Genomic DNA, 13,264 nt, shown 5'->3' with positions numbered 1-13,264 from the left:
CTTCCCTCTTTGCAAAAAAGCCAGTACTTTCTTTCAACGGGGTATTCCCAATCTCATATTTTACTATTATAGCCCACGGCGGCCTATTTTTCAAACCTCATTTTCCAAAGACCCAGCCTGTGATCGCCAAAGCCGCCCAAACACCGACAAAATTCGCCGCCAGAGCGCACAAAAGCGTATGTCTCGTTTTCGTCACCTTCACAGACAAAAAATACAGGCTCATGGTATAAAACACCGTTTCCGTACAGCACATCATCACCGAAGCCGCCCGCCCCAGAAAGGAATCGGGGCCATAGTCGGCAAACAGCTCCATCAGCAGCCCCACCGCCGCCGAGGAGGACACCAGCCGCACCAGCGTCAGGGGCGCCAAAGCGGCGGGAAAGCCCAGACACGCCTCCAGCGGCGTCAGCAGTGTCGTCAGGAGTTCCAGAAGGCCGCCGGCCCGCAGTACCTCCACCGCCACAAACAGGCCAATCAGTGTCGGCAGAATATCCACCACCGTCTGAAGGCCCGTTTTTGCCCCTTCCAGAAAGGCTTCGTACAGATTTACCCGTCTGAGGGCCCCAAAAACCACAATCACCAGCACCGTTACAGGAATGATAAAATTGGAGAGCACCAGCAGTGCCTTCATGACTTCTCCCTCCCCTCCAGAATTTTCGCCAGAAATATTCCCACCACCGTTGTCAGCAGGGTAGCGGCGATGCCCGGCCCTACGATCTCCGCCGGCGCGGCGGAACCATATTCCGCACGGTAAGCGATGATATTTACCGTCACCAGCTGCAAGGAGGACATATTCACCACCAGAAACATGCACATGGCGTTGCTGGCCCGCACCCTCTGCCGGTTCAGCTTCGCCAGCTCCTTCATGGCCAGAAGCCCTGCCGGTGTGGCCGCCCAGCCCAGCCCCAGAAAATTGGCGGCGAAATTGGCGGCGATATATCTGCGGGCGGGATGATCCCGCGGCACCTGCGGGAACAGGAAGTCCAGAAAAGGTCCCATCTTCTCTGACAACAGCTCGATCATTCCCGCCTTCTCGGCGATTCGCAGCACCCCGGCCCATGCCGCCACTACGCCGGCCATGGCAAAAGCCAGCTCCAAAGCGCTGCGGCCCCCATCAATGACGGCATTGGTCACCAGATCCATCCTGCCCAGAAAGGCCCCTGTCAGAATGCCGCCGATCAAAAAAAATCCCCAGATCACATTCAGCATATTCTCCCCCCTCAGGCAAGTCTATGCGTGTTGTGAGACAAATATTACCGGAAATATACAGTTTTTTCCAGATTTGTATTGTGTTTTCTCTTTTTGTGTGTTAAAATTCTGTTAAGAAAATAAATGCTGAAAGGCAGGGAGGAAACAATATGAAATCAACTGGAATTGTACGTAAAGTAGACGAGCTGGGAAGGGTGGTACTGCCTATCGAACTGCGCCGAAATATGGGGATTGAGATCAAGGACTCCCTGGAGATCTTCGTAGAGGAAAATACCATTATCTTGAAAAAATACGAACCGGCGGATATTTTCACAGGCAGTATGGACGAGCTCATCGACTACAAGGGGAAAAAAGTATCCAAGCAGTCTATTCTGGAAATGGCCAGACTGGCGGGCCTGGACGTAAGATAACAAAAGGGCGGAGCAGCAGGAAGGGCAAAAATTCCTGCTGTTTTTTTGTGTTTTGCGCTATTTTCCCGCCTTCCGGCGGTTTTTTTATTGACAAGGGACCACCCCTTCTCTACAATATTAGCCATATAACGAAAAGAAAGGCGGTTTGACATGACCTCAAAATTTGAAGGAAGTAAAAATTACGTTGCCAGCGAAGAGCTGATGCGTTCTGTAAATATTGCCATGGCGCTGGAAAAGCCCCTGCTCATCAAAGGGGAGCCCGGCACCGGCAAGACCATGCTGGCGGAGGCCATCTCCGAGGCTCTGGGCAAGAAACTCATCATCTGGAATATCAAGTCCACCACAAAGGCCCAGGACGGCCTGTATGTCTATGACGTAGTACAGCGTCTGTATGACAGCCAGTTCGGCAACGAAGGCGTAGACGATATTGCCAAATATGTAAAGCTGGGTAAGCTGGGGGAAGCCTTTTCCTCCGAGGAACAGGTGATCCTGCTCATTGACGAAATCGATAAAGCGGATCTGGAATTCCCCAATGACCTGCTGTGGGAGCTGGACAAAATGGAATTTTATATCCCTGAAACGAAGGAGACCGTAAAGGCGAAACGCCGTCCCATCGTCATCATCACCTCCAACGCGGAAAAAGAACTGCCCGACGCTTTCCTGCGCCGCTGCATCTTCCACTATATCGAATTCCCCGATGCGCAGCAGATGGAGGAAATCATCAAGGTACACTTCGACCATGTGGAGGAGCATCTGCTGGAGCAGGTGCTGGAGACCTTTTACTGGATCAGAGGGCTGTACAGCATCCAGAAAAAACCCAGCACCTCCGAAGTCATCGACTGGATTCACGCGCTGGTACTGGGCGGCATCGACCCCGACAGAATCCGCCAGACCGTTCCCTTCGCAGGGGTCCTGCTGAAGAAAAACGAAGATCTGGACACTCTGAACCGCTATTTACGATAAGCAGGTGATTCTATGTTTACAGCATTTTTCTATCTGCTGCGGGCAAGAGGCCTAAAAGTCTCCCTGAACGAGTGGATGTCTCTGATCGAGGCACTGGACAAGGGACTCCACGGTTCTTCTTTCACAGGCTTTTACTATCTCTGCCGCAGTATATTAGTCAAAAGCGAGGCGGACTTTGATAAATTCGACGGCGCTTTTCTGGAATTTTTCAAGGATATGCCCATAACGGACGATCTGCCCCAGGAGCTTCTGGACTGGCTGGAAAATCCCAAGGAAAAGCCCGGCAGCGAGTTTGACATGGAGCGTGCCATGCAGAATCAATGGCTTTCCCAGCAGGAGATCCAGAAAATGTTTCTGGAGCGTCTGGAGGAACAGAAGGAAGAACACAACGGCGGCAGCTACTGGGTAGGCACCGGCGGCGTTTCCGTATTCGGCAACAACGGCTTCAGTCCCCGGGGCATCCGTGTAGGCGGCGAAGGCGGCCAGAAGCGGGCCTTTCAGGTGGCCAGCGAGCGAAAATTCCGGGATTTCCGTCATGACAATACGCTGGATACCCGTCAGTTCCAGATGGCCTTCCGCAGACTGCGGCAGTTCTCCTCCCGGGCGGAGGACGCCAAAACAGAATTTGACATCGACGGCACCATCCGGGAAACCTGCGACAACGCCGGGAATTTACAGGTGGTCTATGAACGGCCCAGAAAAAATACGGTCAAGGTCCTGCTGCTGATGGACAGCGGCGGCTCCATGGATTATTACAGCCGGCTCTGCTCCGCATTGTTCCAGGCCGTCAGCAAGTCCAACCATTTCAAGGATTTGCAGGTATTCTATTTCCATAACTGCATCTACTCCAAAGTATACAAGGACCCTCGTCTCCTGCCGAAATCCGTGATCCCCACAGAATGGATTCTGAAAAATCTCAGCAGCGAGTATAAGGTCATTATCGTGGGCGATGCGCAAATGGAGCCTTCGGAGCTTCTGGACGGCAGTTATTACAGCTACGGCGTCCGGGACAAGACCTCCGGCATGGAGTGGCTGACCCGGTTCCGGGAAAAATATCCCCATATGGTCTGGCTGAATCCCTCGGAACGTCCTCACTGGGGCGGCTGGTGGGCCAAGACCTACGATATCATCAACAAGGAATTTGATATGCACGATTTAACCATCGAAGGGCTGAACGACGCTCTGAAACGGCTGATGGTTAATCGGTAAAAATAGAAAAGGGAATTTCCTGACACACAGGAAATTCCCTTTTTTCTGTCTCAAATGATTTTATTCTCCCAGCATTTCCTCTACCTTTGCCAGCAGATGCTTCGCCGCTTCGCCGGGATGCTCTTTGGCGAAAATAGCGGAGATGACGGAAACGCCGTCAATGCCGCTGCCCTTCAGCTGCATCACGTTATTTTCATTGATGCCGCCGATGGCCACCACAGGAATGGTCACCGCCTTGCAGATGGCCAGCAGTTCCTCATTGGTCAAAGACTGGGCGTCTTTTTTGGTATCCGTATGGAATACCGCCCCTACGCCGATATAGTCGGCGCCGCTTTCCTGGGCCTTGACCGCTGTTTCCACCGTATTGGCGGAAATCCCCAGAATCTTGTCCGGGCCGATGAGGGCGCGCACGTCCTTACCCACAATATCGCTCTGGCCCACATGGACGCCGTCGGCGCCGCTTTCCAGCGCAATATCAATATCGTCATTGACCACAAAGGGCACATGGTATTTCTTCGCCAGAGCCGCCAGGTCCTTGGCCTCCGCCAAAAAGGATGCTCTGTCCAGCTCCTTTTCCCGGATCTGCAAAAAGGTCGCGCCAGCCGCCAGCACCTCTTCTGTCACATCATGGAGCGTTCTGCCCTTCAGCCAGCTGCGGTCTGTAATGGCGTAGAGCTTCATGGATTCTTTCGTTGCTTTTTCTGCCAAGTCCAACTCCTCCAGTCTCGTTCTGTTCTGTAATGTTTCCGCGTCCAGCAGGCTTACCGTATCCACCAGATGGGTACGGAAGGTCAGTGTACCTGCGCCCTGGGCCTGGGTTTTCTCTCTGGCGATCTCGCCGCTGACCCCCATGAGGGCCACAGCACAGACAGCCGCCTCCAGAATATGGTCCGGGTTGCCGCCGCAGTACGCCCCCAGCAGTGCCGTCAGCATACAGCCGCTGCCGGTGATACGGCTCATCATGGCGTCGCCGTTGCGCAGGGCAAAAACACGGTCTCCAGAAGCAATGATGTCGATAACGCCGGAAATGGCAATGACGGCGCCTGTCTTTCTGGCCATATCCCTTGCCATTCTGCCGAAGGCCCTGTAATTGTTCTCTGTAATCTTATCTTCTTCCGCCGCGTCTACGCCTCTGGTAGAGCCTGTCCCCAGAGCCAGGTGCTTGATCTCGGAGGTATTGCCCCGGATCACGGAAAAACGCACGTTTTCCAGCAGTTTTTTGCCGCCGGCCCGGCGCAGGGAGGTCGCCCCTACGGCCACAGGGTCCAGCACCACCGGCACGCCTGCCTCATTGGCCGCTTTTCCGGCCACCAGCATAGCCGGTACATCCTCCATGGTGCCCATATTCATCACAAGGCCCTGTACGACAGAAGCCACTTCCGCCACCTCGTCCACCTCGTGGGCCATGGTAGGGGAACCGCCTGACGCCAGAATGATGTTGGCGCAGTCATTGACTGTTACAAAATTGGTAATGGCCTGTACAATAGGCTCTTTCTCCCGCACATTGGCCATCAGCTGGGGAAAGGCCCCTAAAATATCACCGCCTGTTCTCATAGGTTACTGCCTCCTTTGCTCTGCGCTTTTGCTTTTGCTTCTGCCTGTCTCCTGCCAACCGCCGGAAATCCATAAAAAAAAGGATCTCCCCTGGAAATCCATCGTCGTCTTCGCCCGGACGGGAAAACCCGCCCCGCGTCCCTCCGTTGGCATTGTCCAAATCAGGTCAAAAGGTCGAAAAATCACATTTTTCCTCTCAGCTCTCCTCTAAGAGCTCCCTTCGCATTCTGCTGTCATTATAGTACGCTTTCGGATCTTTGTCAACGAAGGCGGGCGCAGATAAAAAAGGACAGCGTTCTGCTGTCCTTTTGGAAAGAGGAATTTGCCGTTTTGAGAACGGCAAAGTGCCTGCTCTTTGAAATTTGGCGGGATTTTGTCCGCCGGGTATCTTTGGTGTCTTTTTTCTGCGTTTTGTCTTTTGTAAAATTTGTTTGTTTTTTCTTTGGTATGGTGTTTTCTGGTGTTTGTCTTTTGTAGCTTTTCTTGTTTTATCTTTTGTATTTTTTTGTTTTTGTCTTTTGCAGATCAGGCAGCTTTCTCTTTCGTCTCTTGGATCAATCCATAAAAAAAGGTTCCCCGCTGACTTGCAGGGAACCGTTTTTGCCGAATCCTTTTTCTTTTGGAAAACCATGTTTTCCGCCAAAGACCGGAACAATTTTTTCCGCATGCCAAATCAGCCCTATTTCAACAGTAACCCAGCAGGATCACGCAAATAGCGCTAATTAGGAGCACAATACCATATGTATTTGTACGGAATTTTACAGTGTCCATATCTCTGACTCTCCTTGTATTGATTCGCGAACAAGTCGCAAGAAAAAGATACCACTTTTTTCCTGCTTTCGTCAATGGAAAAAGTGCCTTGTGTTTTTTTTGAAATACATTCTTTTTTGTGACTTATTTCTGAAAAAAGCGTCTTTGCAGACATTTGTCATACAAAGACGCTTTTCTGATTACAGCAGTTGGTTCATTTTTTCCTTCAGAACGTTGGCAGGTACCGCACCGATCACGCTGTCTGCCACTTTGCCGTCCTTAAAAAAGATCATATTGGGTACACTCATGACTTTATATTTCTGCGCCAGTTCCATGGCCTGGTCAATATCTACCTTCACGACCTTCGCCTTTTCGCCGTATTCCGCCTGGAGCTGTTCCAGCACAGGGCCCATCATCTGGCAGGGGCCGCACCATGTCGCGAAAAAGTCCACCAGTACCGGTACCTTGCTTTCCATTACTTCCTTCTGAAAGGCGTCTGCCTTAATCTGCATCATAAAAAATTCCTCCTTCGTTATTTTTATTCTATCCGGTAAATTGCTGTTTATCCTATTTGTTGTTTTTAGTGTAGCAGAGTTTCCCACATATGTCAATAATTTATATTAAATAATAATTGTTATTCTTTAAATTATTTTGCTATGGGAGGTATAACTTTTTCAAAGACGGACATACTGTTCTCGAAGGGTGTGATTCTCCCCCATACAAAATCACATTCTTTCTACTTCTTCCCCTTAACAAAGCGGCTCCACAGACCTTTGGTCTGCGAAGCCGCTTTTCCTTACTGCAAAGAAGTATATTTTTTTACCAGAATTCCCGAAATCACCAGATATATTACTGTAAAACAAAGAATGGCCACCATGGAAGGTAGAAAGAAAGACTGAAGTTCTCTGGAAAAAGCCAAGACATCTACCAGATCAATCATATAGTTCAGACTGCTTTCCAGCGCATCCTGAGAAAGCATAGGGATCAGTTCTGTAATCTTGCCTTCCGCAAAGGTAATGCCAAAATAAAATACCAGCGTCAATATGCCGTTGGCCCGGCGGAAGCAGGGCAGATGGCCCAGTGTCACCGCCAGATAAATTACCGCGATCTGCTCCAAGATGCCCAAAAGCAGAGTAGTTGCCACCAAAAGCAATGTGTTCCGTATATCCGCCATCGCCCAAACATTTCGCACCTCATTCCAGAACTGCTCTGTTGCCGACGGCGCTACAGCGCCGTACAAAATGGAAAAGCACAGCAGGCCGCACAGCAGCCAAATGATAAAACCCCAGACAGCTGCGGCAATAAACTTCCCCACTATCAGCTCCGTCGCGCGCACCGGCAGGGTAAAGGTCAGATAGCCTTCATCGCCGTACATACTTCTTTGGTAGCGCAGGGCCGTATGGACCAGAAACAGGATCACCAGCACCAGAATGGCCACAGTGCAGCCCGTAATCAAAAAAGGGGCTGTTCTTAAATAGGAAAAATCATTGTTGCCTGAGCGGTTGAGGACAGCCGCCAGAGCGAATATCAGCGAAATGACGCAGGCCACGCCGTACAAGGGACTGCACGCCCGCAAATCATGCTTGATTACCTTCCCCAACATTACCGATACACCTCCCGGAAATACTGATCCAGAGACATCCCCGTTTCTGCCCGGAGAATATCCACCTGTTCATTCAAAAAGACTCTGCCGTTTTTCAGGAACACCGCCCGGTCGAAAATCTGCTCCACATCATGGACCAGATGGGTAGACAGCAGTATGGAGCTGTTTTCCGTATACTGGCTCAAAATGGTATGGAGGATATAATCCCGGGTCGCAGGGTCCACGCCCCCCAGCGGCTCATCCAGCACAAAAAGCTTTGCCCGGCGGCTCATCACAAATACCAGCTGTAATTTTTCCTGCATGCCCTTGGACATGGTGCCGATTTTCTGCTTGGAATCCAGATTCAGATCCATAGCCATTTCCATGGCCTTTTTCTCATCAAAATCAGCGTAGAAATCCCGGAACATACCAATGGCGCTGCGGATATTCTCGCTTTTTCGAAAATAGGTCCGCTCCGGCAGATAGGAAATAATGGATTTGCTGCCGATGCCTACCGGCGCGCCGTTGACCAGTACACTGCCGTCATAGGTCTGAATCAGACCACAGATGATCTTCATGAGCGTGGTCTTGCCTACGCCGTTGGGGCCCAGCAGACCAATGATCTCGCCTTCCTCCAGCGTCAGATGCAAGCCTGCCAGCACCGTATGGTTCCCGTAACGGTGTTCCAGATTTTTGATCTCCAGTAAACTCATGTTGTTTCCTCCCCTTTCTCGCCCAAAGCTTTTACATAAGCGGCCACTTCTTCCGTTGTAAAGCCGATCTTTTTCATATAGTCCAGATATTTTTTTGTTTCCTCTCTGGCGAAGGCCTTCCGCTTTTCCGCCAGCACCTGTTCCTCTTTCGTCAGAAAACGCCCGCTGGTCCGTTCCGTATAGACCAGCCCGTCTCGCTCCATTTCCACCATGGCTCGCTGCATGGTATTGGGATTGACGCCGAACTGGGCCGCCAGCTCCCGCACCGGGGGTATCTTCTCACCGGGCTCCATGGCGCCGGACAAGGCCCGCAGGGTCATTTCCTTTACGATCTGCAAATAAATGGGTAACCCGTTGTCAAACTGCACGGAATCACCTCCCTTACGCGATATAATCTAATTTCTTTTCTCCCAGATACAGGATCAGCCCCACATACAGCCCCATCCGCAGCAGCATCACCACCGGCAGCAGTCCCACCACGGCGTAAAACAGCTCCACCGGGATACCGTCCGTGGAATACAGCCCTGCGGCGGCCAGACCTGTCATTGCCTGTAAAATCAGCGCCGCCAGCGGTTCCACCGCAAAAAACAGCAGCACGGCCACACCGACGGTGGCCCATACGGCATGTTTTCGGAACCGGGGCAGATGGCCCGCGGCGATGGCAAAGCAGATGCCGTAGATGGTCCCCATCCAGAGCAGAAACTGTGATGCCAGCATACAGACGATCATGGCGCCGCTTTCCGAGACAAGAAACATCTGCTGCCCCTCAGAAAACAGGGGCGACACCATAAAAATCATCACGCCAGCCACTGCCAGCACAGCCATACCCGCCAGCCATACCAGCGGCGTCAGCAGTTTCCCCAAAAGCACCTGCCGGGGGCTTGCGGGAAGAGTCAACCAGAAAGCCCCTTCTTTTCCAAAAACGCTTTTGGAAAAACGATAGATGGTATAAATGGAAAAAAACACCATGCCGCCTGCCCAGAGCACATACATCCCCATGATGGAGAACAAAGACATCCAATCGCTCAGCTTTGTCCCCGCGAAACCAGATTCTATGGACTGCACCGCCGCCTGGGGCCCTCCGTTGACCAGTACACCGAAAACACCGCTCAAAAGCAGCAGCCCAAATATCACCAGATACACCGGCCTTTGCTGCCGCAGTTCTTCTCTGCAAATTTTTCGCCACATACGGATTCCTCCTTCCTGTATTATTGTATTAACTTAATAATACAATAATACAGGATTGAACCCTTGTCAACGAGCCCGGCACAATCTTAAACATCTCTTAAAGATCTGGTTATTTCCACAAAAAACGCCGCCGGAAAGCAGTTTCCCCACAAGAAAACATCAGTTTTCTTGTGGGGAAACCAGAATGGCTGTCTGCATAAGAAAATCATTCCCTGCCAAATAGAAGCACTGGCAGCCCATAGGTTTGTTCCATCTCCGGCTGTCATGCCGCCTGTTCTGTTTTTGTCGGAAACAGACGCCGGAACAAAAACCGCACCAGCGGCCCACAGTAAAAAATCTGCCAGAAAAAGGCCATGGGAAAATTCCGGATGACTGTTCCCAGCCATTGATTGACAAAATCCCCGCTGATACCGTGGAAGATCAGCGTTGCCCACAGGCTCATGGTGGGACACATGAGGCTGACCGTAATACCGGAGCGCACCAGAATCACCAGAACAGGCAGATCCTTTCCCGGCGTCACCAGACGAAAGGCCAGCTTTTGTGCCAGCTGATCCATGACAAAAAAGCTGCTGACAAAACAAAGGGGCACCATGAACCGCATTTCTCCCAGCATTATGGGGAAAACGGCTCTGGTCCACTCTCCCAGCTGGAGAGAGCCATTGTAAAATTCCATGCCCAGCACCATGAACACAGACATCAGCAGACAAAAGACAACTTCCTGAAACAATGTTTTCGGCATTTTCTACACTCCTTTTCCCATAAAAAAACAGCCTGCCGCGAAAACAACCGGACTTATGTTTTCACTGCACGCTGTTCAGATGATATATTATTTTTTTCTATTGTAGCAAAAATATTTCTGCCATGTAAGTACTATTTTCAAAAATCTCAATATTTCTCAATATCAATGATCTCCGCCTCATACCGCTTTTTCAGGGCCTTCTGGCAGAGGAAACCGAACATATCGGTGGTATCGCTGAGGTAGAACCGCCGCTCTCCCTCGCTTTCGTTTTCATTGAGCTGGCCTCTGGCCGCCAGAAAATCCATGACCTGTCTGGCTGTGGCCTTAGCCGGGTCCACCAGCTTCACGCTGTCGCCTACGGTGGTGCCAATGCACCGCTTCAGCAAAGGGTAGTGGGTACATCCCAGCACCAGAGAGTCGATGCCCTTCGCCAGCAGTTCCGCCAGATAGCTCTGGGCCGTCAGCCGGGAAACTTCGTTGTCCGTCCACCCCTCTTCCGCCAAAGGCACAAAGAGCGGGCAGGCTCTGGAAAACACCTGTATCTCCGGGTTCGCGTCCCGGATCATGGTTTCATAAGCACCGGAACGAACGGTGGCCGCTGTACCGATGATGCCTACTTTTTTATTTTTTGTGGCTTTCACAGCCGCTTCCACCCCCGGCACTACCACGCCGAAAACGGGGATATCCGTTGCCTGACGCATGGCGTCCAGACTGTTGGAGCTGGCTGTATTGCAGGCCACAATAATGGCCTTTACGTCTTTTGTCTTTAAAAACCGCACATTCTGTAAGGAAAACTTTGTAACGGCCTCCTTTGATTTAGAGCCGTAAGGCACTCTTGCCGTATCCCCGAAATATACGATATTCTCATGGGGCATGACCTTCATGACCTGTTTGACTACCGTCAGGCCGCCAACGCCCGAATCAAATACCCCGATTGGTCTTGTATCCATTCTGTTTCTGCTCCTATCTTATCCGCGGATGCCGTTGTCCCGGTCCAAAGCCAGGGCGATCAGGCAGTCCATCAGCTCTGTTTTTGTCATGCCGCGCTCCTCCCACAGCATCGGGTACATGCTGATGGAGGTAAAGCCGGGCATGGTGTTCAGTTCGTTGAACAGGACACGTCCGCTCTCTTTTTCCATAAAAAAGTCCACCCGGGCCAGGCCCGCGCCGTCTACGGCACGATAGATCTTGGCGGCGATTTTGCGCATTTCCTCCGCCGCGGCCTCGTCTACCTCCGCCGGGATCACTGTACGGGAGTCGGCGTTGTTGTACTTGGCGTCATAGTCGTAAAACTCCGCCGCCGCCAGAATCTCCCCTACGCCGCTGACACGGATCTGCTCATTGCCCAGTACAGAACATTCAAATTCCCGACCGTCAATGGCTTCCTCAATAATAACCTTTTTATCATACCGCGCGGCAAAAAGGATGGCTTTTTCCAGCTCCTCTCTGTTTTTCGCCTTGGTAATGCCCACAGAAGAGCCGGCGTTGGAAGGCTTTACAAAGCAAGGATAGCCCAGCCGCCGCTCCGCTTTGTTGAGGATGGCTTCTTTTTTGTCCCAGTCCCGCATATGCAGCCAGATATATTTCGCCATGGGGATTTTCGCCGCCTTGGCAATGAGCTTGGTATAGACCTTATCCATGGAGACGGCGGAAGAAAGCACGCCGCAGCCCACATAAGGGATCTGGGCCATTTCAAAAAGCCCCTGGATGGTGCCGTCCTCACCCCATGCGCCATGAAGGGCCGGCAGTGCTACGTCAATGGAAATCTCCTTATATCTGCCGTTGACCAGCTTCAGGAGGCATTTTTTGGAGGCGTCGGGGCTGAGCACCACCGGTGTACTGTATTTTTCCCACTCGCCTGTACGAATCCGCTCTACCGGACCGCTGTAAATCATCCAACAGCCTTTTTTGGTAATGCCTACGGGGATCACGTCGTACCGCCTGCTGTCCAGTGCCGAGATCATATTAGAAGCGGACATCAAAGAGACTTCATGCTCTGAGGACTGTCCGCCGAAAATAACCGCTACTGTAATCTTCTGCATACACATACCTTCTTTCCTGTCCCCGCACGCGGGAATCCAATCAGTATCATTATATGCAAAAGAGGGCCTCCTGACAATACAAAAGGGGAGAAAATGGCATTTCCCGCCTGTTTTTCATGGATAAAAAACAAAAAAACACAGAGAGTCTATGTCCTTTTGTAACATATGCTCTCTGTGTCCTGTTTCTTTTTCACACGAAGGTCTATTATTCCCCTTTCAGCAGATGGGAAATAGATTTATACAGCAGGAAGGTAATGGCGCAGTTGATGCCGGCTTTCAGCAGATTAAAAGGGATGATGGCCGGAATCAGCATAGCGATAACTGTCTCCATGGGCGCCCCCATAAAGATCGGGGTGAAGATCAGATTCATCACTACCATGGCCGCCGTCATTACCAGCGCGCCGATGACCAGCGCGATGGCCGCTGTTTTCTTTGTTTTATTTCTGTTGTAAATATTGCCCGCTACCAGAACACAGCTGCCCGTAGCGAAGATATGCATGATGACGCCAATAAAGCCGCCGCTGGCCGCGCTGACTGTCGCTCCCTGAATCACGGAAACCACGACTGTCAGCAGGAAGCCTGCCACAGGGCCAAAGGCAAAGGTCCCAATGAGAATCGGCACATCCGCCGGGTCATATTCCAGAAAAGGCGCCGCCGGGATCAGCGGGAAATGCACCGTCGCCACCAGAATAATAGAGATGGCCGCCAGCATCCCCAGACTGGTCAGCTTTCTGACATTGCCTTTTTTCTTCTGCGCTGTTGCTTTTACTACGTTTTCCATTTTCTTTTTCCTCCATTCTACTTTGAAAGACGATTCAGGCTTTCGCCATACAGGGACGAACTTTTTCTTTTTTTCCAAAAGAAAAAGCCTGAAGCTCTTCAGGCAAAAGGAACAAAAGAAATGA

General features: G+C 51.3%; 16 protein-coding genes and 1 riboswitch. Of the genes, 3 read left to right on the top strand and 13 right to left on the bottom strand.

Annotated features, from left to right (window positions below; all coding sequences use genetic code 11):
- Window positions 1-97: 97 nt before the first annotated feature.
- Window positions 98-631 (bottom strand): spore maturation protein, encoded by a 534-nt coding sequence (locus H9X84_RS09995; protein WP_205134212.1) that lies wholly within the window; start codon window positions 629-631, stop codon window positions 98-100.
- Complete coding sequence (locus H9X84_RS09990) at window positions 628-1,209, bottom strand: nucleoside recognition protein (protein ID WP_205134213.1); 582 nt, start codon at window positions 1,207-1,209, stop codon at window positions 628-630. Before H9X84_RS09990 ends, H9X84_RS09995 begins: the two co-directional genes overlap by 4 nt.
- A gap of 149 nt (window positions 1,210-1,358) precedes the next feature.
- On the opposite strand from H9X84_RS09990, the gene H9X84_RS09985 reads away from it, so the two are divergent.
- The 3 genes from H9X84_RS09985 (at window position 1,359) to H9X84_RS09975 (ending at window position 3,791) form a co-directional block, all read left to right on the top strand.
- Window positions 1,359-1,619, top strand: coding sequence for an AbrB/MazE/SpoVT family DNA-binding domain-containing protein (locus tag H9X84_RS09985; protein WP_205134214.1), 261 nt, complete (start codon window positions 1,359-1,361; stop codon window positions 1,617-1,619).
- A gap of 150 nt (window positions 1,620-1,769) precedes the next feature.
- Entirely contained in the window at window positions 1,770-2,582 is an 813-nt protein-coding gene (locus H9X84_RS09980) for an AAA family ATPase (protein WP_205134215.1), read from the top strand.
- Window positions 2,583-2,594: 12 nt separating this feature from the next.
- Complete coding sequence (locus H9X84_RS09975) at window positions 2,595-3,791, top strand: vWA domain-containing protein (protein ID WP_205134216.1); 1,197 nt, start codon at window positions 2,595-2,597, stop codon at window positions 3,789-3,791.
- A 60-nt stretch (window positions 3,792-3,851) separates the two neighbouring features.
- On the opposite strand, the gene thiM is transcribed toward H9X84_RS09975, so the two are convergent.
- The 11 genes from thiM to H9X84_RS09915 form a co-directional block, all read right to left on the bottom strand.
- Complete coding sequence (gene thiM / locus H9X84_RS13470) at window positions 3,852-5,345, bottom strand: hydroxyethylthiazole kinase (RefSeq protein WP_330612334.1); 1,494 nt, start codon at window positions 5,343-5,345, stop codon at window positions 3,852-3,854.
- A gap of 121 nt (window positions 5,346-5,466) precedes the next feature.
- Window positions 5,467-5,576: riboswitch (TPP riboswitch) on the bottom strand.
- Complete coding sequence (locus H9X84_RS09960; protein ID WP_205134217.1) at window positions 5,542-5,976, bottom strand: hypothetical protein; 435 nt, start codon at window positions 5,974-5,976, stop codon at window positions 5,542-5,544. (Overlaps the previous riboswitch by 35 nt.)
- Before the next feature lie 319 nt (window positions 5,977-6,295).
- A complete protein-coding gene (gene trxA / locus H9X84_RS09955) occupies window positions 6,296-6,610 on the bottom strand; it encodes a thioredoxin (RefSeq protein ID WP_205134218.1) in 315 nt (104 codons plus the stop codon).
- A 281-nt stretch (window positions 6,611-6,891) separates the two neighbouring features.
- Window positions 6,892-7,698 (bottom strand): hypothetical protein, encoded by an 807-nt coding sequence (locus tag H9X84_RS09950; RefSeq protein ID WP_205134219.1) that lies wholly within the window; start codon window positions 7,696-7,698, stop codon window positions 6,892-6,894.
- Entirely contained in the window at window positions 7,698-8,390 is a 693-nt protein-coding gene (locus H9X84_RS09945) for an ABC transporter ATP-binding protein (protein ID WP_205134220.1), read from the bottom strand. Before H9X84_RS09945 ends, H9X84_RS09950 begins: the two co-directional genes overlap by 1 nt.
- Complete coding sequence (locus H9X84_RS09940) at window positions 8,387-8,758, bottom strand: GntR family transcriptional regulator (protein ID WP_330612335.1); 372 nt, start codon at window positions 8,756-8,758, stop codon at window positions 8,387-8,389. The genes H9X84_RS09945 and H9X84_RS09940 overlap by 4 nt, the downstream gene beginning before the upstream one ends.
- 13 nt (window positions 8,759-8,771) lie before the next feature.
- Window positions 8,772-9,578, bottom strand: coding sequence for a hypothetical protein (locus H9X84_RS09935; RefSeq protein WP_205134221.1), 807 nt, complete (start codon window positions 9,576-9,578; stop codon window positions 8,772-8,774).
- A 262-nt stretch (window positions 9,579-9,840) separates the two neighbouring features.
- Complete coding sequence (locus tag H9X84_RS09930) at window positions 9,841-10,317, bottom strand: DUF2798 domain-containing protein (RefSeq protein ID WP_205134222.1); 477 nt, start codon at window positions 10,315-10,317, stop codon at window positions 9,841-9,843.
- 146 nt (window positions 10,318-10,463) lie between these two features.
- Window positions 10,464-11,267, bottom strand: coding sequence for a glutamate racemase (murI, locus tag H9X84_RS09925; protein ID WP_205134223.1), 804 nt, complete (start codon window positions 11,265-11,267; stop codon window positions 10,464-10,466).
- A gap of 18 nt (window positions 11,268-11,285) precedes the next feature.
- Complete coding sequence (locus H9X84_RS09920) at window positions 11,286-12,359, bottom strand: D-alanine--D-alanine ligase family protein (protein WP_205134224.1); 1,074 nt, start codon at window positions 12,357-12,359, stop codon at window positions 11,286-11,288.
- Between the two features lie 205 nt (window positions 12,360-12,564).
- Window positions 12,565-13,140 (bottom strand): ECF transporter S component, encoded by a 576-nt coding sequence (locus tag H9X84_RS09915; RefSeq protein WP_205134225.1) that lies wholly within the window; start codon window positions 13,138-13,140, stop codon window positions 12,565-12,567.
- Window positions 13,141-13,264: the final 124 nt, after the last annotated feature.

The organism is Anaerotignum lactatifermentans (assembly GCF_016902535.1).
Taxonomy (GTDB): Bacteria; Bacillota; Clostridia; order Lachnospirales; family Anaerotignaceae; genus Anaerotignum; species Anaerotignum lactatifermentans_A.
The sequence above is the reverse complement of the archived record's forward strand: the minus strand, read 5'-3'. Positions and strand labels throughout refer to the sequence as shown.